The following is an 18,833-nucleotide window of genomic DNA, read 5'->3' on the forward strand; positions in this document are numbered from 1 at the left end:
AATGAAGCGAATTTTATATACTCTAATCGTTATTGCTGTATCAACCCAATTGCTAAAAGCGCAGCAGCGACCGCAGTACACCCAATACGTGTTCAATAATTACCTCTTAAACCCTGCTTTAAGCGGTATTGAAAATTACACCGATGTAAAATTGGGTTATCGCAGCCAGTGGACCGGGCTTGATGGTGCACCGGTGACATCTTATCTTTCGGTAAATGCACCTATAGGCAACAGGTTTTTACAAGGAGATGCCACTGCTTTTCCTGCAGGTGGTGGTTTGAATCCGTCGAGCAGGTCATATACGCAAAACTATATGGCTGCAGAGCCTCACCATGGCATTGGTTTAATGGTGGTATCAGATAAAACCGGCCCGATAACACAAACAAATATTGATGCTACTTACGCTTATCACCTTGGGCTTACCGAAAAGCTAAATTTAGCGGTCGGGGTATCGGCCGGGGTTAGCCATAATGTTATTGATGTAAGTAAACTTACTTACGTTGATCAAAACGACCCAACCATCAATAACATCACAGGCTCACAGTGGAAACCTGATTTAGGGGTAGGTGTATGGGCATACTCATCTAATTATTTCCTCGGTGTGTCGGTACAGCAAATTCTTCCTCAAAATTTATATGTAACCACCTCAACAACCGCTGTGCAAAATAAAACGGTGCCGCATTATTTTGTTACAGGTGGCGTTAAGTTGTTTGTATCTGATGACATTACATTAATGCCTTCGGCCTTATTGAAATTTATAGCACCGGTTCCTGTTACTTTTGATGTGAATATGAAAATGTCGTTCAGAGATAAATTCTGGATAGGAGGCTCATATCGTCGAAATGACTCATACGCTGCATTGGTAGGGTTTAACCTGAGCTCGCTTATCAATGTTGGCTACTCTTACGATTTTACAACATCTGCATTAAACACTGTTAGTCATGGTTCGCATGAAATCGTGTTAGGTATCCTGCTTAATAATCGCTACAAAGTAACCTGTCCGCAACATACGTTTTAATCAAGGCGGGTTGGGTGCCGTGAAAGGCCATATGTCTTTTAAAGAGAGATACAGAATTACGATTGTGTATCTCTTTTTTATTTTCTCATCATTTTCTTAGTGATTATTTATTAGTCATAATAATTCATTGAATTGAAATTTAATTTCTTAAAAAGAAAAAAATTAAAACAATATAATTGTTTCATGGGTTTGTTTAATAACAACTAAAATAAAACCTATGAATACCAATAACGAAAACTGGGGAAACCAGGATAACAATCGCGATGATTTTGAAAACAATACCAATTCATTTTCTTTAAATGGGGATGAAGCTTATTCAAGTGGCGAGCTTGAAAGCGACGATGATGACCTTGATGAGACAGATGACATAACAAACTATGATGAAAAGCCTGAAGTAGAAAAAACTGAGGAAGAACATGTTGGAACCCATAGCCAACCGGAAATAAATCAGCCCGACAGGAGCGCCGATACTTCATTTAGTGAACAAACAGACGTAACCCCGCCGAATAAAAAAGAATTTCCTTCAGTTGGCCCCGCTAAAACCGACTTCGAGAGCCGTCCGCAAGGCCGTACTACAGGTAGAATGGTAGGTCATGAGCCAGGTACGGAAGGAATTTAATTAATGATAGGAGGAAAAGAATCATGAATGATTATAAAGATGATCATACAGCCTCGAGGCAGGAGAATATCAAAGAGGTAAAAAACAGTTCAATGTATTAAATGAAGATGGTAGCCTGGCCGATCTTCCGGATCAGGATGTTGAAGGAGCCGGTGCCGGAGATGGCACAATAGGGGCTCATTAATACCAAAATAAAGCCGCTTCATCAATAGATTATGGGGCGGCTTTATGTTAGATTGGGTAATGTTACAGGTATTGCTGGCTTTGCACGCTAAAAACAAAAAGCGCCGTAAGTAATTTACAGCGCTTTTGATTGATAATACTTAGCGGAGAGTTAGGGATTTGTTTACGTACCTATTTTTCGCTCTAAATTGATATTTTAAGGGTTTTCAATTTCGAACTCACCGATTTACTCACCACTTTTATTTTCGTGAAATTAGCTGCAAATGCTATATTCAAATTTACAATAATCGACGCTGAGTATCAAATCTAAATGGATTAAATGAATAGTAATAGGGTTAAAACAACAGGTGTTTTCAACAAAATGGTTTGCTTAAATAGTCATTGGTGCTGATTGGTGCAAAGTATATTGAGTTATATAATTTCCGCAGGGGGCATGAAAAATCATATAACCGGCTAACCTTCAATATCAATATTTGGGCTTTTGACACTGCTCACTGTGTACTTATCAAATTGGCACTAATTGACCTTATTATGCTATTAATATAATTATTAGGTTTTTTTAGATGTGTTAAGCAGCTATTCTAATGAGAATGTTAGACAAAGCAATGGTATGCTATCAGGTAGCAATGAGATATTTTAAATGCTGAGCTAGGTTAGTTAAAGAAGATAATCAGTTTAATCTCCGTTATAAATCAATGCTTTGTGTTTTCATTCTATTTAGAGGTTCCCAAATAGATCACCGCTATTTGTGTAGGTAATAGACTGGTGTAAAACAGGGTTGAGACATGAACAACACTAAAATCAAATATTATTGCTTTAATAAAAATTGCAGTGTTTCATTTATCAACACGATACTGCGCATACGAGGTAAATGTTTTGCAGGAGGACACCTTTGAAATCATGCAGGACCGCTCAAGTATGTGGGTTAGCTTTTATTTCATGGCTGGACCTGAAGTAAATGCCTTACTCTTTAAATCATCCTGTATATTGCCCGCTTCTTACTAGCAGAAATACCCGTGTAGTCCCCCAATTAGCGAACGAACTAAGCGTAAACGACAATTATCTTAAATGGAATTAGATTGTGCTTAAGAGATAGATAGTCTTTATAATCGATATTTTAATGCCTACAGAAGCTGTAATTAATTTTCGGGGCAAGGGTAAAAGGCTTAAAATGTATCCAAAATATCAAGAAAATCATAAATGGAAATCGGTGTAAAGTTAAGAACAGGTTAAAAGTGCTCATTTCTTTTTTATTTTAAGTTGAATGAAAAAAAAATAATTAGAAGTGAAACTATTTTTAAAAATAAACATTAACTACTTACAGCTCAAGCGATCTACCATATTTTCAAGCACTTCTCTTTACCAACATTGCTGTCATTACCTTAAGTGTGATTGCCATGGAAAAATTCCCTGAAGTGCCGACAATTAGTCAGCAGAGATTAACGAGGTCTGAAAAAACAGATTTATTTATTACTATTCTTTCCGACGTTCACAATTCAAAAGTCGCGTTGATCAATCATCTCCCTTTTTTCGTATCCAGAGCTTACGCTAAAGACGTTAAGTTGCTTCTTCTCGAATCCGCAACTATTATTAATGGCCAACTGATCAGGGTTTGTTTAACGAAGAATCTGTTAGGTTTAACTTTGACTACCCAAGCACCGATGTTAAACGGATGCCTTAATCTGGAACAATTCCTGAAAGAAAACATAAATAGCAAATCCCCCAAAACGGATGTCATTATCCTAACCCATCTCATCATAGCCGAAGGGATCGAGATAGACGCCTTCAGGGTACTTCTCAGTTTGGCAAAAAACATCAAGCCGAAAAGTATCGTCAAACTTATGTCTGTTTGTTGCAAGGAGGCTCATCAAAGTAAAAAAGCGCTGAAAGCCATGCTTGCTTTACACTAATCATACAACAAATTAAAATAAATTAATCTACATGGTTCCTATCTATTTTACCTTAAGTCCTCAGCTGTCTTTAATAATAATACCGGACACGCAGGCTCATCTCGACGGGCACACGATCATTACGCGTACCTACCACATCCATAAAAAGGACGAATCTCTCTCGAGAGAATTTTACCGTAACCTGGAGATACTGGGGATAAATCATAATGACGAACCAAGTTACATGGGCTATCTAACTTCGATGTACCAGGACGTATATACAGCTACACAAGAGATGGTGATTTGACCCTATCCTCTGACGAAATAGAGGAACTGATCGAACAATTAAACGAGGTCAGGGAAAACCCAGGCATGTGGCCGCGTCAGGAAGAATAACCTTACCTGCCGTAAGCGTAACCTGATTATGCCCGCCAATATCATAAACGCTTATCCAGCATTTTTAGAAATTACAAAAAGCTGGAAAGATCTTGCTCGAAAAATACCAAATTTTGGTTTAACAATGCGAAAGATATTCCTTCGCATTTGCATTTTGGGATTTATACCAGCGGCGGTGCGATAGACCCACTTTTATTTGTTAAGCCTCAAAATGAAACTCCGCCAGCTGTTACTGCACCCGTAGTAAAGCTGGCGACTATGGCAAGTTACAGTGCTATCCCGGTCACCATCAGCGCCGCAACAAAAAATTACTATATAGTAATCTATCCTGATAACACATCAGCAATTGTTAAGGCCTCGCAGATAAAGCCGCTTCCTGAGCGTACTGAAACTATCCGGTACCGGCGATCAATATATGACGCACCCGACAGCAATGCAGAAGAGATCACTGTGCTTAATGCTAAAGATAACGTTAAAATTAGAGGAATATTCAAAAGCTACCAGCTTATAGTTTTAGGAGATAAAACGGGCTGGACGAAAATATCCTCATCAAAAAAAACAGCGTCGAAATAAGTTCCGGCGCTGTGTTGAAATGCTTTTTCGAAAGTGCAATAACTATTGCGTACTTTTTAACGCCCAGGTGATAAGAACCGGTTGAAAAAATAACCGCGCTAACCTTTTGTTGGATGTGTTAAGCCCGAAAGCGTCCCGGTTATGCGTGTATTGCGCTATATTTCCTGGAAAAACAGCGGTGAAGAAACCCGCGGCAATTTTTCCCATAGTTTTTTCAGTATGTTTAGGACTGAGCGCCAAAGCCGCACCTAGTGCAATTTCAGCGAAGCCGGAGTAAATAACGGTATCATCTTTTTTCAATGGAACCCATTTGGGAACCTGTGCCCTGAAATCTTTTCGTGCAAAAGTAAGATGGCTGATACCGGCCAATACCAGGCTTGCACCTAACAACACACGCGCGGCGGTTTTAATATTTTCGTCTTTCATAATCATTTACTTTGCTACCTGATCCTTTATTCTTCCATCGAGCACCTTTATGGCAGACAGGTGCGCTTTAAGCGCAGGGAGTTGCTGTTGCGCAAACGCCTTGACCGCCGGATCTTTACCATTCACGGCATAATTTTCAAAAGTTTGTACCGTATTATTATGCCCTGCTAACATCCCGTGTACATACAACCTGTCAAAATCCGGACCTGCATTTTTCAGGTTGAGATCGGGTTGAATACTTCCTGTTGCCGCTGCGGGCAAGTTGTAACCCCTGCTTTTAGCGAGCTGTAACAATTGCTGCTCGGCCTGGGTATGATCTTTAACCATCATCTGGCCAAAAGAACGAACGTCGGCGAGGTTTGCTTTTTGTACAGCAAGTTGGCCTGCACTTGCTTCCTGCAGATTACCGATGCTGGCAACGATCAGAAAATGCCGGGCCGTGGTATCGGGATCGGGCTGCGGGATCTGTGCATGGACGGTGAAACCGCCAATGCACAGGAGTGAAATAAAAATCGCTTTTTTCATGCTCATCTGGATTAAGGTTGACCAACACCACCCGATGCACCATAAATCTGCCCGGAAGCAAAGCTGGCATCGGATGCTGCTAATTGTACATAAATAGAAGCCAGCTCTGCAGGTTGCCCCGGCCGGCCCAGCATGGTCCAGCTCCCAAACATTTGTTGTTTTTCGGGCTGCGCGCCACCACTGATCTGCAGGGCGGTCCAGATTGGCCCTGGCGCGACGCCATTAACCCTGATACCTTTCGGGCCTAATTGTTTGGCAAGGGATTTCACATAATTCATGGTAGCAGCCTTGGTTTGCGCGTAAGCATATAGGTCTGGCGACGGATCATATGCCTGCTCTGAAGTAGTGCCGATAATAGCTGAACCCGGCGGCAAATGAGGTAAAGCCTCACGGATGATCCAAAATGGCGCATAAATGTTGGTTTTCATGGTAGAATCAAACTCCTCGGTGGTCACATCTGCAATAGAATTGATAGACTGCTGCCTGCCGGCATTGTTAACTATAATGTCCAGACCGCCGAGGCCGCTGATGGCTTTTTGCACCAGTTGCTTACAGAAATCTTCGCTGCGCAGATCGCCGGGGATAGCGATAGCTTTACGCCCTTCTTTTTTAATCAGGGTGATCACCTCCTGTGCGTCCTGTTCTTCGGTAGGATAGTAATTGATCGCTACATCCGCACCCTCACGGGCGTAAGCAATAGCTGCCGCACGGCCCATGCCCGAGTCTCCACCAGTAATGAGGGCTTTTCGTCCCATTAACCTGCCCGACCCTTTATAGCTGGTTTCACCACAATCAGGTACCGGGTCCATTTTGCTTTGCAGGCCCGGCCATGGCTGGGGCTGACTCTTATATGGTGGTTTGGGATAAAGTTTAGTTGGATCGCTTATCTTTGCAGGGCCATCAACCGGTTTATTTAATGTTCCTGTGGCTGCCAATGCAGGCGAAACAGTGGCCGCTGCAATTGCAGCTCCCAAGCCGGCAACTACCTGTCGCCGGCTCATTTTATTTTCTTCGTTCATGTTAGTTTTCGGTTTATCTGTTATTTTTCCAGGCCTGCAGGTGTATTATCCATGATTAGGCCTGATGGCTAATTTTTATTTGCTGTTCCTGATCAACCGGCTGCTGCTGCTCATACATGGTATGTGCAACCGAACTGTCGGGCATTAGGTTACTCATGTTGACCTGAACTTTATTTTTAAAACCCGAGATCACGCGGTCATCGCCGGCCATCAATGCGTCGTAGCCATCCTTAGCTACACCCGCCGGATCGGCCAGGGCTTCTTTATCCTGTGCTATTTTGCTATCGAGCATGCCTGCTTTGTTAAAGAAGTCGGTATCAGTAGCACCTGGCATCAGGGCTGTTAACGTAATGCCTGAGTCTTTTAATTCCTCGCGAATTGCTGTAGTGAACGAAAGCACAAAAGCCTTAGTGGCGTGATAAACCGCCTGCCATGGTCCAGGCAGTTTGCCGGCAACAGACCCAAGGTTCAGGATTTTGCCCTCGCCGCGCCCAAGCATTTGTTTTACAAAATGTTTGGTCAGGATCACAGTTGCACAAACGTTCAGGTGGATGATATCCAGCTCACGTTCGATGTCATTATCCTGAAATAAGCCATATACGCCCTGGCCAGCATCATTAACCAGCACATCAACGGGCTGATCAATTTCCAGACATAAAGCTTTCGCTTCTTCCATTTTGGACAGGTCTTTAGATATGATCCTCACATCAACTCCGTAATTAAATTTGAATTCCTGTTGTTTTATTTCGAGTTCATCCTGATTGCGTGCCACGATGATCAAGTTATAATGATTTTGTGCGAAGAGTTTGGCCAGTTCATAGCCGATCCCGCTTGTCGCGCCTGTAATAAGCGCTGTTTTTTGTTGATTTTCCATAGGTAGATGAAGTGCTAATGCTTAATTTTCAATTTTTATAGGTTCGGTATTATCCGTTGGTTTCCTCCGTTCCCAGGGTTTCAAAACGACTTTCACGCAATCCTCTTCTTTTTTATCGAAGATCTCGTAACCATATGTCACTTCGCTTAGGGGTAGGGTGTGGGTGATTATATCGTCCAGTACTACTTTTTCTTCTTTTACCAGTTCAATTAAATGGTCGATGTAATTCAAAACCGGTGCTTGGCCCATTTTAAGGGTTATACCTTTATCGAACAAACGGTGCAGCGGGAAATTATCGTAAGTTGATCCGTAAACACCCATAATAGAAACTGTGCCCATCCGACGAACAGCCTTAAAAGCCATATCAAGTACTTTCATGCTGCCTACCTCGAAATTGATCAGGGCTTTTGCCTTATCTATAATGTTTCGTTCCGGTTCAAAGCCTACAGCATCCACGCAAACATCGGCACCGCGGCCGCCGGTCATTGCGCGGATGGCTTCAACAACGTCGACATCATTGGGATTAAGCGTTTCCACTTTATTTACCGCTTTAGCTTTCTCCAGGCGATAATTTAGTGGGTCTATTGCAATGACGCGGCTTGCGCCGTTGATCCAGGCTGCTTTCTGTGCCATCAACCCAACCGGGCCGGAACCAAATATGGCCACAACCTCGCCGCCTTTTAACTGCGCCCAATCGATTGCCGACCAGCCGGTAGGGAAGATGTCTGTCAGGAACAAAACCTGTTCATCGGTCATATTATCTGGTACAATTCTCGGGCTGATATCCGCATAAGGCACACGTACATATTCCGCCTGTCCGCCGGAATATCCTCCATACAGGTCTGTGTAGCCAAATAGTGCAGCGCCTTTCTGATCGGCCATGTCACCGCCAGGCCCATAATGTTTATAATTGGAATTTTCGCAGGCCGGAGAAGCATCATGTTGGCAGAAAAAGCAATGGCCGCAGGATATTGGGAATGGTACTACCACGCGGTCGCCTTTTTTTAATTTGGTCACGCCCTTACCAACTTCTTCAACAATGCCCATAAACTCGTGTCCCATTATCATGGGTTTTGGTTGCGGTACGCCGCCGCTCAGGATATGCAGGTCGGAACCGCAGATGGCTGTAGAAGTAACTTTTAAAATGACATCGTTATCCTGCTCCAATCGGGGATCTTTAACGGTATCGTAGCGAATATCGCCGGGTTTGTGAAATACTGCTGCTTTCATAGGAGAATTTAAGTTTTAATGTATTGATTTAACTTTAGGTAAAAATATTTGTTTTTTAATTTATCACGTAAATAAAATGATATGGCACACTTGAACCATTTTTAAGGTTTTCGGCCTTATTATAACTTAAGAAGATGATGATTGACTTCTTTGCTTCTTCTTACCGAGATCAGGAAAAGTAGGTTACTCAAAACCATCTCTTAAGGATGATACTAAGAAAATCGGTGAAAAGTAAGTTCGGTTTAAGTTTACCAACTTGAGTCAAGTAGCACTTTAACCATCGGCTTTGCTAAATCGTTAGGATAAAATAAATCCGTTTTTCGGATGGAGAAAATCGGAACTCAATTTATTTCAGCCGATTATTATAAATGAAATAACAAATAACGAAGGCCACCTTTCGGCAGCCTTCGTCAATCTTAAAAAATTATTCTGTTTCTGCAGCGGCAGCTTCGTTTACATAGTTTTCAGCTACCTGGGTAAGCAGAGAATCCGCATTTTTCTCCTCGGCGAGGGTTTCGTCGAGCAGGCTTTGTGCTTCGCTGAAGCCAAGGGTGCCAGCCAGCGTGCGCAAAGTTCCGTAGGACGCAATTTCATAATGTTCAACTTTTTGGGCTGCCGAAATGATCGCTACGTCGCGTACCTCGGTTCCTTTTTCGGTATCGCTTAACAGTTCTGTAGCCTCGGCCAAAAGCCCTTCCATTGCAAGGCATTTTTTCGCAGCCGCTTTTTCACCTACCGATTCGAATACACTTTCCAACCTGGTGATCTGGTTCTTTGTCTCTTCAAGGTGAGTGGTGATGGTCTGTTTCAGATCTTCAGATGTTGCGCCTTTAATCAGTTTAGGCAGGGCGGTAGCCAAATGCTTTTCGGCCCAATAAATATCTTTTAATTCGTCAACGAATAATTCCTTCAAAGCACTTTCGGCTTTGGGTGTGCGGCTTGCAGCTGCTGCAGTCGCTTTTTTGTTTGTTTTTGTAGGCATAATGTAGTTTTATAAATGTCAATTGATTTGATTTTGACTGCGGTAATCAATCGTTTTATATAAGTGCAATTACTATTCCATAAAGTTGTGTTGCTGCATCGATCCTAAGGATTAAGGTTTGCTCTTCCGGCGCAAACAGTCGCCTTCTTCTTTTTTGGTTGCTCATCTTTTTTTATGGACCAAGTGTGAGCGGATAGGAGAGCGATAGGGAGTGCAAAAGCAACGATAAGCGCAACGGCGATCTTTCGTTTTGATGTTTTTTTCATAGTGATAGGTATTTAATGTAGCGTAGTTTATGTTCTGGTGCTGCGAGTAACATCTTCCCGCGTTTTCATTAAATTATAGCGCATGGCATATTTAACCAATGCGGGAGTATTGCGAACACCGGTTTTATTGATCATGGATTGCCGGTGGCCCTCAACCGTTCGTTTACTCGTAAATAGTTGATTGGCTATTTCCTGGTTGGTACAACCGTCGGCAATCAATTGCAGTACCTCCATTTCACGTCCCGAAAATTCGATGTTAGGCTCAACAATAAGTGACGTCATTTCGGTACCCTTTAAAAATAGGAGGGTAAGCCTTGATGCGAGTTGCGTGCACATATAGTATTTACCCTGATTAACCTGACCGATGGCAAAAATCAGTTCGTCCCGCGCAACCGATTTGGTTAAATAACTTTTTATCCCCGATTTAAACGCGTCAATCAGATAGTGTTCCTGGTCTTCCATGGTAAACATGATAGTTTTGATGAAAGGGAAATTCCGGCTGATATGCCCGGCCAACAAAATCCCGTTAATGCGTGGCAAGTGCACATCGGTAAGAACTACATCAGGCACAACACCCGCACTTATTAAATCGATTACACTTTCACCGTCTGACGCCTGGGCAAGCACTTCAAATCCAGGTTCATTATTCAACAAGTTTTTTACACCGGCCAAAGTATGTTCATTACCATCTGCTATCAGCACACGTATCATATTATTTTTTTGAGAAAAAAAATTGAATTTTTATTCGGCAAATTAATCACCGGTTAGCCGGTAGGTATCGGAATGGTATTAATTTAATAATGATTTTTTTTCTTAAATGTTTCATAATTTAAAAATTTAGAAATATTGAAACAGATTTTATTAGCGAGTGCGGTCAGAGTTACGAGTCAATTTTATATTATTGTCTCTCTTAATTATTACCGACTTTCAGTAGCATCTAACTAAAAACATACAACAGGTAGTTTACACGAACTTTTCACGTATATACCGTACAAACAGCATTCACTTCTGTCATGTTGTCATTGAAGCGTTTAAACAAAAGAAACGCTTCTTACATTGACAACATGAAGATATTTACCTGGCACATACACGGAAGTTACCTGTTCTATTTATCGCAGGGTAATTATGAAATTTACATACCGACGAGCGCTGAAAAAGCAGAGGGCTATTACGGACGCGGAGAAACCTTCCCTTTTGGCCCGAACGTGATTGAAATACCTCATGATGAGGTAAAGAACCGGGAATTCGATTGCATCCTTTTTCAAACCAATCAAAATTACCTGGCAGACCAATACGAGATCTTATCTGAAGAACAACGCGCGCTGCCAAAAATCTACCTTGAGCACGACCCTCCGCGCCAGCACCCAACCGATACCAGGCACTTAATTAACAACCCGGACATTACTCTCGTGCATGTAACGCATTTTAACCGTTTGATGTGGGATTGTGGCGATACGCCTACGATGGTCATAGAGCACGGCGTTACAGATTATGGTGCGATTTATAGCGGTGAACTCGCCAAAGGGATAGTTATTATCAATAATCTGCCCTCCCGCGGCCGCTTATTAGGTTTTGACGTTTTTAAAACCGTAAAGGAAAAAATTGCTGTGGACCTGGTGGGTATGGGTACGGGCGAATGGGGACTCGGCGAGGTGCTGCACCCGCAACTCCCGGCGTTTCAATCGAAATATCGCTTCTTTTTTAACCCTATCAGGTATACCAGCCTGGGCTTGGCCATATGTGAGGCTATGATGATGGGAATCCCGGTTGTAGGACTTGCCACCACCGAATTATCTGCTGTAATTGATAACGGTGTGAATGGCTATATCCATACCGATGTTGATTACCTGATTGAAAAAATGCAGCAATTGCTTCACGATCCTGGACTGGCCGCTGAAATTGGAGCAAGGGGACGGGAAACAGCGATTGCGCGCTTCAATATCAACCGTTTCGCTACCGATTGGAAGCAATTATTTGAAAAGGTAAGCAATCCTTTAAGACTTATTGATACCGAAACAAAATTGATGTACCATGAATAACCTTCCACTAAAAATTGCCTTTATCAGCGAACATGCCTCACCATTGGCTTGTCTTGGCGGCGTAGATACCGGGGGCCAGAATGTTTACGTGGCACAACTGGCAAAACACCTGGCAGACCAGGGGCACATTATTGATATATATACCCGGCGTGAAGATAACAGGGCGCAAACTGTAGTGGAGTGGGTACCTAACGTTCGGGTTATCCATGTGCTTGCAGGCCCGTCAAGGATCATCCCGAAAGAAGAAATCCTGACCATCATGCCCGAGTTTGCCCGTTGGATGCAAAATTTTATAAGTAGAGAAAAACTGAATTACGATCTGGTACATGCAAATTTCTTCATGTCAGGCCTGGTTGCTATGAAACTAAAGCTAAAAATGAGGATCCCTTTTGTTATCACCTTCCACGCACTTGGGCATGTAAGACGTTTGCATCAAAAAGAAAAAGATCTGTTTCCGGAAGAGCGCTTAGCGATAGAAACGGTGCTTTGTAAAGAAGCAGACCAGATCATCGCGGAGTGCCCGCAGGACAGGGAAGACCTTATGGAATTTTACCAGGCCGACCCCGATAAAATCGCAATTGTGCCCTGCGGATTTAGCCTGGCAGAGTTTTACCCTATTAGTAAAAACATAGCGCGTAAAATGCTGCAGATAAAACCTGACGAGAAAGTGTTGCTGCAACTTGGCCGTATGGTGCCGCGCAAAGGCATCGACAACGTGATCCGCTCCATAGCATCACTCAGCAAGAAAAGCGCTGAAAAAGTCAGATTGCTGATTGTTGGCGGAGATCAGGATAATATGACCGAATCGTCATGCCCCGAATTTAAACGGCTATCAGATTTGGCCACCTCTTTAAGGGTTGCAGATAAGGTGCATTTTGCAGGTAAGAAAAACAGGGAATACTTGAAATTTTATTACGCTGCTGCGGACGTTTTTATTACTACGCCCTGGTACGAACCGTTTGGCATTACACCGCTTGAGGCTATGGCTTGCGGTACTCCGGTTATCGGTTCCAACGTAGGCGGCATCAAATATAGTGTGGTTGATGGTATTACAGGCGCGCTCGTGCCACCTAAAGATGCAATTGCGCTTGCTCGAAAAATAGATGAACTTATGGCCGATGATAGTGTGTTAAGCGAGATGGGGCAAAATGCCTTAAAACATGTGAATGCTAATTTTACCTGGAAAAAGGTGGCCGAAGAAATTGAATTGGTTTATAAAGTGGCATTAAGGCAAACTGCCAATCCGTTCGCCCGTAAAAATACTACACGTATTAAAGCTGCCTGATATGAATAAAGCAATTTTCTTAGACAAAGACGGCACACTGATACCGGATATCCCTTATAATGTCGACCCTGATAAGATAACCCTAACTGGGCATTGTATAGAGGGCTTGCGAATATTGGCCGCAACAGGCTACAAGCTAATCCTTGTTTCCAATCAATCCGGTATTGCAAGGGGATATTTCAGCGAAGCTCAGCTCTTGTGGGCGATAAAACGCTTGTATGAATTGTTTGAAGCGGAGGACATCAGGCTTGATGCCTTTTATTACTGTCCCCATCACCCGCAAGGAACCGCTGACGGTTACAACATCAGCTGCGATTGCCGCAAGCCAATGCCAGGGATGCTGCAAAGCGCCGCCATGGAGCATCAACTTGATCTTGGCCGGTGCTGGATGATAGGAGATATCCTTAACGACGTGGAAGCCGGGAACCGTGCAGGATGTAATAGTATTTTAATTGATAACGGAAATGAAACCGAATGGCTTGACGGGCCATACCGGCAGCCGGAATTTAGTTGCAGCAATATCAATGAAGCTGCAACGTACATTTATAATTATAATTTATCAGATGTCGGGCTGGAACAGCGTTAGAAATATTTTATGTATCCGCCCTGATAATATGGGCGACCTGATCATGAGCGGTCCTGCATTGCGCAAACTTAAGCAAGGGTTAGACGCCCGAATCACGGTATTAACATCATCTATGGCAGCGGGCGTGGCACCATTTATGCCCGAGATCGATGATACTATAATTTTTGATCTGCCATGGGTCAAAACTGCTAATGCTGAAGGACCAGAGACCTTGTTGAAGTTAATTGGGGGGCTTAAAGAATATAATTTTGATGCCGCAGTGATTTTTACGGTTTACAGTCAAAATCCGCTGCCTTCGGCGATGATCGCTTACCAGGCAGGAATATCCAGAGTACTGGCCTATTGCCGCGAAAACCCGTATGGTTTGATAAGTGATTGGGTGCCGGACGAAGAACCTTTTCAATATATTACCCACCAGGTTGAACGGGATTTAAAACTGGCTAACTATGTTTGTGATGCAAACATCGACAAGCGTTTGAAACTAACAGTCAACGATGCCGACTGGCCCTCAATTGCAGATCAGTTGAAACAAACAGGATTAGACCCTGATAAACCATGGTTGACCCTTCATGCCGGGGTGAGTGAAATAAAAAGACAATTTCCAGAAAGACTTTGGATTGAAACTGCGGTGCAATTAATATCACAAGGCTACCAGGTATTACTCACCGGTTCGGTCGGGGAAAAAGAACTCATAAACCGTTTGCAGCGCAAAATAGGTCTGGGTGCGTATAATGTAGCGGGATTATTCTCAATCAAACAATTGATCATCCTTGTTTGTCATACTCCTTTATTGTTATCAGTCAATACAGGCGTAACTCATATAGCCGCGGCGGTTGGCACACCGGTAGTTGTTTTATATGCGCAAACCAATCCGCAACACACTCCTTGGATGGTGCCCAGCGCGGTAATGGAGTTTCCTGTACCTGATGGATTGAAAAGTAAAAATGGCGTCATCCGTCAGGTCGATGATATCGTTTACAGCGATCCGGCACCGATGCCCCAACCTGCGATTATTGTAGATCGCGTGATCGGCCTGATCAGGCCACCTGTTGTATCAGGTCGACAGTTTCACGATATACAACGTGAAAATCCGGAGCTTTCAGCCAATCGATAGTGCGGTGACGGTAGGTATCTAATGGTCCCCAGCGGTGTGGTTCACCATCCATACTGATCACTACACTTGGTGTCTTAAACGCAGCCGCTAAGTGTGATACACCGGTGCAATTTGAAATAAGCAAGGCAGCATCCCTGATCAATGCACCAACCGCACCCAGCGATGTTTTTCCGGTGGTGTCGATAGCGGTGTTTTTCATCTGACTGATCACAGCATTGGTAATGTCCGTTTCATCATTTGTACCGGTAATTACCGCATGGTAACTTTGGTCGATACAAAAATCGGCAAGTGCTGCGAAATAGTTAACCGGCCATTGCCGCCATGATCCTCGTGAGCCGGGGTGGATACAAACGTATCGCTGCGGTTCTATCAGTAGGTTTAATTGGCCCAACTCCACCAGGTCTGCTTCTGATAGGGGGAACTCAAGCTCATTACCCAGGTTGGCGATGCCCAAATGCTCCATCAAAGCGATATGTCGGTCTATTTCAGAGCCGTAGTTTGGATAATCTAAAAAGAGCCCGTTATCCGGCGCGTAGTGTCCATCGGTTTTAAATCCTGCGACATGCCGTGCGCCAAATAATTCCATCATGGGGTTCACAACAGAGCCACTGCCTTGCATCTGCAACAACAGATCAAATTGTTCTGCCTGCATGCGATCAATGAAAGCGGGAAATATCTTTACGTCGAAATCCTGTTCCGGCAACCCGGGATAACCGGGAAAATGGAAAAAGCGATCAAAATAGTGATCGAAGCGTTTGGTAAAGCCTTTTGCCCATGGCAAACCTAATAAAATAATTTCAGCATGCGGATAAGCGCGTCGCAGCGCGCGGATAGCAGGGATGGTACATAACAGATCGCCCAATTGGAGCGCCCTGAAAATGCCAATTTTTTTTATTTCCTGAACAGGTAATTTCATGTTTAAATAAATAATACGCGGTATTTAAAAGCCCCATACCATTGCCAATAAATGGAATAAATAGGTATGAGTAACGATGTAAAGATCATTTCAGCCACATGCCTGAGCGAACGGCTGGTACGGTACAATCGCCTGGCGATGAAATAAGTAGTGAGTATTAACCAACCCATGCCCCCAAATGCTATAAGCAGAGAAGCATTTGAGAATAACCCGATGATAAAAACCATAAAACAGGCAATGATCAGGTAATATAAAATAGGGGGCTTGGATTGGATTTTAACACGGTAAAGTGCCGGGAATTTTTGATAAAGTAATGCATTAAATAAGGTTTTCTTTTGCTCTTTCAGGCTGACACCCCAACTTGCCTGGCGTACAGGATGAACTACAGTTGCCTGATTGATCTTTTTGATATCAATATGATGGAAGATCAGTTTGAATTCCAGGTCACTGTCTTCACGCCATGCCATGCTAAACCGTTCGTCAAAACCGCCGGTAATAAACAGGGCGAGTTTTGTACAGGCACAGTTAGCGGTAACAAAATCGGCGGTTTCCAGGCCAGCTGTGTTAAGTTCGTAGTCGGTAGGGCGCTTGCCCCTCGGTACAATAACACGACCGGTAAATGCCTGCTCTCTGGTGGGATCAGCTTCTGCAAGTATGGCGTTAAGCCATGTACTATTGGGCTGACAATCATCATCGGTAAATGCCACAACAGCAGCTTTGGCGGTAAGCCAGCCGAGGTTTCGGGCAGCGGCCGGTCCTTTTTTATCCGGCAGGCAGAAATAACGGATATTCAGTAGTCCGTTAAATTCACTCACGGCTGCTTCGGTCTCCTGATCGGGGCCATCGCTTATTACCAATACCTCAAATTCCTGTTTATTCAGCAACTGCAACTGAAGCGCTTTCAGGCATTTTCCGAGTAATTGTGGTCGCTTGTATGTTGGGATTACTACTGATATCTGCATTTTTTTCAATTATAAATGAACCAATGATCAAAGCATCAAAGGGGGAACTCCAAAAACATTCAATGGCATCGCGTGGTGTACAAACTATAGGTTTACCAAGCGTATTGAACGAAGTATTAATCAGTACAGGAACGCCGGTTTTACGATAGAAGGCCTTTAGCAGATTATAGTATTTTTTGTTTTGCTGTTCGTTCACTGTTTGTATCCGTGCTGTGCCATCGGTATGTCGCACAGCAGGGATCCGGTCGGCTTTATCCGCTTTTACATCGTATATAAATAACATAAAAGGCGAATAATCGGCACCTTCAAACCAGTTGCCGGCTTCCTCTTCAAGCACAACCGGTGCTACAGGCCGGAAATCTTCCCGATCCTTAACTTCGTTCAAGCGTGCCTGCATATCGGGATTGATAGGCGAGGCCAGTATGGAGCGGCTACCCAAAGCCCTTGGGCCAAATTCCATCCTGTTTTGATACCAGCCTATAATTTTATCCTGTGCAAGCACCTCAGCCGTTTCTTCGGCAACATTTTCCATGCGGCGGTATGGCAATTTGCACCATTTCATGAATTTTTCAATTTCATCGTCGCTGTATTCCGGCCCCCAATAGGCATGGTCCATCACAAACTCACGTTGATTGCTTTTTCGCTGCTGTGCGTCTATCCATAATGCGGCACCTAAAGCGGTACCATCATCCCCGGATGCCGGCTGCACCCAGATATTGTTAAATACTTTGGCATCTCTTATACGCGCATTGGCCACACAGTTAAGCGCCACGCCGCCTGCCATGCATAAATTTCCGGAGCCGGTTTCTTTTTGCAGCCAACTGCTGATGTCCAGCAAAGTCTCCTCTACTACCAATTGCAGTGAATGCGCGATATTGAAATGATGGGATGTAAATTCATGATGGCTCAAGCGTTGCGGTCCAAATCGTTCTGTGAAATTTTGATTGGTAATAGTGTATTGACCATTAGCGCTCAAGGTGATCATCTCCCGAAAATCCTTTACAAAATCGGTATTGCCGTAGGAGGCCAAAGCCATTACCTTGTATTCGTCAGAGGAGTGCAAGAAGCCCAAGTGGTTTGTAACCTGTTCGTAAAGCAAGCCCAAAGAGTGCGGCATATTCACCTGGCCTATGCGCGTTAGCTGTTGCCCGCTGCCAAAATTATAAGTTGTTGTAGCCAGTTCGCCACGCCCGTCAACGGTCATTACCGCGGCCTCATTAAAGGGCGAGCAGTTAAAGGCACTGGCGGCGTGGGCCACATGGTGCTCTACATAATGCCATTGCTCCGGTTTTATATTTGCGCCTATAAAGCGTTTTTGAAGATGATGAGGATAACCATCATTAAGCTGCGCGCGCGCGTTCATAATGGAAGATAAAAACAGCGGGTCCCATACGTTCAACCAATCATTGTTATCAATTTTTCCGCCGTTTTCAAATGGTATCTCTATGGTTGATTTACCACGGTATTGTTCGCCAACCAATAGATAAGGATCGAATGAATAAGCTACATGATTTATATCGTTGATATGAATGTCGGCTACGCGCAGGCAGTAATCAATGGCATGAAAGGGCAATTCCCAGGTTGAAAATGGTACCGGCCTTTTGCCATGTTTAAAGTGGGTGAACCTTTCCTCCTCCGCAGCTGCGATTAGTTGTCCATCTTTTAATAAACATGCCGCCGAGTCGTGAAAAACGGCATTTATTCCTAATGTGTACATACTTTGTAGTTTCTAACCTGTTTGCTTTCAGCTTAAATAACATGGACACTGTTCATGCAGTTTTTAGCATCTCCCGAGCAGATGGTAAAATAGGTATGCGGATATAAAGGTTTATTTATTAAGTATTTGAAAATCAATACTCTGTTATATTATTCTTGCTGTAGTTAGTTTGAAATTCAGTAGTTATCACGATCATTTAACGTAGTTTACGCAA

At 43.5% G+C, this 18,833-nt stretch carries 20 protein-coding genes; 9 read left to right on the forward strand and 11 right to left on the reverse strand.

Going from position 1 to position 18,833, the window contains the following annotated elements:
• Nucleotide 1: 1 nt before the first annotated feature.
• The 5 genes from MTO98_RS15115 (at nucleotide 2) to MTO98_RS15135 (ending at nucleotide 4,678) form a co-directional block, all read left to right on the forward strand.
• Nucleotides 2-1,018, forward strand: coding sequence for a type IX secretion system membrane protein PorP/SprF (locus MTO98_RS15115; RefSeq protein WP_243487455.1), 1,017 nt, complete (start codon nucleotides 2-4; stop codon nucleotides 1,016-1,018).
• Nucleotides 1,019-1,235: 217 nt separating this feature from the next.
• Entirely contained in the window at nucleotides 1,236-1,637 is a 402-nt protein-coding gene (locus MTO98_RS15120; protein WP_243487456.1) for a hypothetical protein, read from the forward strand.
• 1,580 nt (nucleotides 1,638-3,217) lie between these two features.
• Nucleotides 3,218-3,730: a DUF892 family protein gene (locus tag MTO98_RS15125; protein WP_243487457.1), complete on the forward strand. Its 513-nt coding sequence runs from the start codon at nucleotides 3,218-3,220 to the stop codon at nucleotides 3,728-3,730.
• A 31-nt stretch (nucleotides 3,731-3,761) separates the two neighbouring features.
• Nucleotides 3,762-4,016 carry a hypothetical protein gene (locus MTO98_RS15130; RefSeq protein ID WP_243487458.1) on the forward strand — a complete coding sequence of 85 codons (255 nt, stop codon included), beginning with the start codon at nucleotides 3,762-3,764 and terminating at the stop codon, nucleotides 4,014-4,016.
• Between the two features lie 347 nt (nucleotides 4,017-4,363).
• Complete coding sequence (locus MTO98_RS15135) at nucleotides 4,364-4,678, forward strand: hypothetical protein (RefSeq protein WP_243487459.1); 315 nt, start codon at nucleotides 4,364-4,366, stop codon at nucleotides 4,676-4,678.
• A gap of 42 nt (nucleotides 4,679-4,720) precedes the next feature.
• On the opposite strand, the gene MTO98_RS15140 is transcribed toward MTO98_RS15135, so the two are convergent.
• The 8 genes from MTO98_RS15140 to MTO98_RS15175 all read right to left on the reverse strand — a co-directional run bounded on the left by MTO98_RS15140 (nucleotide 4,721) and on the right by MTO98_RS15175 (nucleotide 10,711).
• On the reverse strand, nucleotides 4,721-5,104 hold the full coding sequence (locus MTO98_RS15140; RefSeq protein WP_243487460.1) for a hypothetical protein: 384 nt from the start codon (nucleotides 5,102-5,104) through the stop codon (nucleotides 4,721-4,723).
• Nucleotides 5,105-5,110: 6 nt separating this feature from the next.
• A complete protein-coding gene (locus MTO98_RS15145) occupies nucleotides 5,111-5,629 on the reverse strand; it encodes a DUF4142 domain-containing protein (RefSeq protein ID WP_243487461.1) in 519 nt (172 codons plus the stop codon).
• Nucleotides 5,630-5,640: 11 nt separating this feature from the next.
• The gene (locus tag MTO98_RS15150; protein ID WP_243487462.1) at nucleotides 5,641-6,648 is read right to left on the reverse strand and encodes an SDR family oxidoreductase; all 1,008 of its coding nucleotides are present in this window, start codon (nucleotides 6,646-6,648) and stop codon (nucleotides 5,641-5,643) included.
• Between the two features lie 55 nt (nucleotides 6,649-6,703).
• A complete protein-coding gene (locus tag MTO98_RS15155) occupies nucleotides 6,704-7,522 on the reverse strand; it encodes an SDR family oxidoreductase (protein ID WP_243487463.1) in 819 nt (272 codons plus the stop codon).
• A 21-nt stretch (nucleotides 7,523-7,543) separates the two neighbouring features.
• Nucleotides 7,544-8,752, reverse strand: a complete 1,209-nt coding sequence (locus MTO98_RS15160) for a zinc-dependent alcohol dehydrogenase (protein WP_243487464.1) — start codon at nucleotides 8,750-8,752, stop codon at nucleotides 7,544-7,546.
• Nucleotides 8,753-9,176: 424 nt separating this feature from the next.
• Nucleotides 9,177-9,734, reverse strand: a complete 558-nt coding sequence (locus MTO98_RS15165; RefSeq protein WP_243487465.1) for a ferritin-like domain-containing protein — start codon at nucleotides 9,732-9,734, stop codon at nucleotides 9,177-9,179.
• 104 nt (nucleotides 9,735-9,838) lie between these two features.
• Nucleotides 9,839-10,000: a hypothetical protein gene (locus tag MTO98_RS15170; protein ID WP_243487466.1), complete on the reverse strand. Its 162-nt coding sequence runs from the start codon at nucleotides 9,998-10,000 to the stop codon at nucleotides 9,839-9,841.
• Between the two features lie 27 nt (nucleotides 10,001-10,027).
• The gene (locus MTO98_RS15175) at nucleotides 10,028-10,711 is read right to left on the reverse strand and encodes a response regulator transcription factor (RefSeq protein ID WP_243487467.1); all 684 of its coding nucleotides are present in this window, start codon (nucleotides 10,709-10,711) and stop codon (nucleotides 10,028-10,030) included.
• A 353-nt stretch (nucleotides 10,712-11,064) separates the two neighbouring features.
• On the opposite strand from MTO98_RS15175, the gene MTO98_RS15180 reads away from it, so the two are divergent.
• The 4 genes from MTO98_RS15180 to MTO98_RS15195 are packed head-to-tail and all read left to right on the forward strand — an operon-like array spanning nucleotide 11,065 to nucleotide 15,024.
• The gene (locus MTO98_RS15180; protein ID WP_243487468.1) at nucleotides 11,065-12,039 is read left to right on the forward strand and encodes a glycosyltransferase; all 975 of its coding nucleotides are present in this window, start codon (nucleotides 11,065-11,067) and stop codon (nucleotides 12,037-12,039) included.
• A complete protein-coding gene (locus MTO98_RS15185; protein ID WP_243487469.1) occupies nucleotides 12,032-13,324 on the forward strand; it encodes a glycosyltransferase family 1 protein in 1,293 nt (430 codons plus the stop codon). The genes MTO98_RS15180 and MTO98_RS15185 overlap by 8 nt, the downstream gene beginning before the upstream one ends.
• Nucleotide 13,325: 1 nt before the next feature.
• Nucleotides 13,326-13,910 (forward strand): HAD-IIIA family hydrolase, encoded by a 585-nt coding sequence (locus MTO98_RS15190; protein WP_243487470.1) that lies wholly within the window; start codon nucleotides 13,326-13,328, stop codon nucleotides 13,908-13,910.
• The gene (locus tag MTO98_RS15195) at nucleotides 13,888-15,024 is read left to right on the forward strand and encodes a glycosyltransferase family 9 protein (RefSeq protein ID WP_243487471.1); all 1,137 of its coding nucleotides are present in this window, start codon (nucleotides 13,888-13,890) and stop codon (nucleotides 15,022-15,024) included. The genes MTO98_RS15190 and MTO98_RS15195 overlap by 23 nt, the downstream gene beginning before the upstream one ends.
• Here MTO98_RS15195 and MTO98_RS15200 read toward each other — a convergent pair.
• From MTO98_RS15200 to MTO98_RS15210, 3 genes are read right to left on the reverse strand one after another with little or no spacing between them, the layout of a single operon-like run.
• Nucleotides 14,948-15,940 (reverse strand): glycosyltransferase family 9 protein, encoded by a 993-nt coding sequence (locus MTO98_RS15200; protein WP_243487472.1) that lies wholly within the window; start codon nucleotides 15,938-15,940, stop codon nucleotides 14,948-14,950. The two genes, MTO98_RS15195 and MTO98_RS15200, sit on opposite strands and share 77 nt — an antisense overlap.
• A 2-nt stretch (nucleotides 15,941-15,942) precedes the next feature.
• The gene (locus MTO98_RS15205; RefSeq protein ID WP_243487473.1) at nucleotides 15,943-16,902 is read right to left on the reverse strand and encodes a glycosyltransferase family 2 protein; all 960 of its coding nucleotides are present in this window, start codon (nucleotides 16,900-16,902) and stop codon (nucleotides 15,943-15,945) included.
• The gene (locus tag MTO98_RS15210) at nucleotides 16,814-18,619 is read right to left on the reverse strand and encodes a carbamoyltransferase C-terminal domain-containing protein (RefSeq protein WP_243487474.1); all 1,806 of its coding nucleotides are present in this window, start codon (nucleotides 18,617-18,619) and stop codon (nucleotides 16,814-16,816) included. Before MTO98_RS15210 ends, MTO98_RS15205 begins: the two co-directional genes overlap by 89 nt.
• Nucleotides 18,620-18,833: the final 214 nt, after the last annotated feature.

It is taken from the genome of Mucilaginibacter sp. SMC90 (assembly GCF_022811725.1).
Lineage (GTDB): Bacteria > Bacteroidota > Bacteroidia > Sphingobacteriales > Sphingobacteriaceae > Mucilaginibacter.

Excerpts from the sequence above, each read along its gene's own strand:
- MTO98_RS15115 (WP_243487455.1), top strand. The coding sequence starts at position 2 with ATGAAGCGAATTTTATATACTCTAATCGTTATTGCTGTATCAACCCAA.
- MTO98_RS15120 (WP_243487456.1), top strand. The coding sequence starts at position 1,236 with ATGAATACCAATAACGAAAACTGGGGAAACCAGGATAACAATCGCGAT.
- MTO98_RS15125 (WP_243487457.1), top strand. The coding sequence starts at position 3,218 with ATGGAAAAATTCCCTGAAGTGCCGACAATTAGTCAGCAGAGATTAACG.
- MTO98_RS15130 (WP_243487458.1), top strand. The coding sequence starts at position 3,762 with ATGGTTCCTATCTATTTTACCTTAAGTCCTCAGCTGTCTTTAATAATA.
- MTO98_RS15135 (WP_243487459.1), top strand. The coding sequence starts at position 4,364 with ATGGCAAGTTACAGTGCTATCCCGGTCACCATCAGCGCCGCAACAAAA.
- MTO98_RS15140 (WP_243487460.1), bottom strand. The coding sequence starts at position 5,104 with ATGAAAGACGAAAATATTAAAACCGCCGCGCGTGTGTTGTTAGGTGCA.
- MTO98_RS15145 (WP_243487461.1), bottom strand. The coding sequence starts at position 5,629 with ATGAAAAAAGCGATTTTTATTTCACTCCTGTGCATTGGCGGTTTCACC.
- MTO98_RS15150 (WP_243487462.1), bottom strand. The coding sequence starts at position 6,648 with ATGAACGAAGAAAATAAAATGAGCCGGCGACAGGTAGTTGCCGGCTTG.
- MTO98_RS15155 (WP_243487463.1), bottom strand. The coding sequence starts at position 7,522 with ATGGAAAATCAACAAAAAACAGCGCTTATTACAGGCGCGACAAGCGGG.
- MTO98_RS15160 (WP_243487464.1), bottom strand. The coding sequence starts at position 8,752 with ATGAAAGCAGCAGTATTTCACAAACCCGGCGATATTCGCTACGATACC.
- MTO98_RS15165 (WP_243487465.1), bottom strand. The coding sequence starts at position 9,734 with ATGCCTACAAAAACAAACAAAAAAGCGACTGCAGCAGCTGCAAGCCGC.
- MTO98_RS15170 (WP_243487466.1), bottom strand. The coding sequence starts at position 10,000 with ATGAAAAAAACATCAAAACGAAAGATCGCCGTTGCGCTTATCGTTGCT.
- MTO98_RS15175 (WP_243487467.1), bottom strand. The coding sequence starts at position 10,711 with ATGATACGTGTGCTGATAGCAGATGGTAATGAACATACTTTGGCCGGT.
- MTO98_RS15180 (WP_243487468.1), top strand. The coding sequence starts at position 11,065 with ATGAAGATATTTACCTGGCACATACACGGAAGTTACCTGTTCTATTTA.
- MTO98_RS15185 (WP_243487469.1), top strand. The coding sequence starts at position 12,032 with ATGAATAACCTTCCACTAAAAATTGCCTTTATCAGCGAACATGCCTCA.
- MTO98_RS15190 (WP_243487470.1), top strand. The coding sequence starts at position 13,326 with ATGAATAAAGCAATTTTCTTAGACAAAGACGGCACACTGATACCGGAT.
- MTO98_RS15195 (WP_243487471.1), top strand. The coding sequence starts at position 13,888 with ATGTCGGGCTGGAACAGCGTTAGAAATATTTTATGTATCCGCCCTGAT.
- MTO98_RS15200 (WP_243487472.1), bottom strand. The coding sequence starts at position 15,940 with ATGAAATTACCTGTTCAGGAAATAAAAAAAATTGGCATTTTCAGGGCG.
- MTO98_RS15205 (WP_243487473.1), bottom strand. The coding sequence starts at position 16,902 with ATGCAGATATCAGTAGTAATCCCAACATACAAGCGACCACAATTACTC.
- MTO98_RS15210 (WP_243487474.1), bottom strand. The coding sequence starts at position 18,619 with ATGTACACATTAGGAATAAATGCCGTTTTTCACGACTCGGCGGCATGT.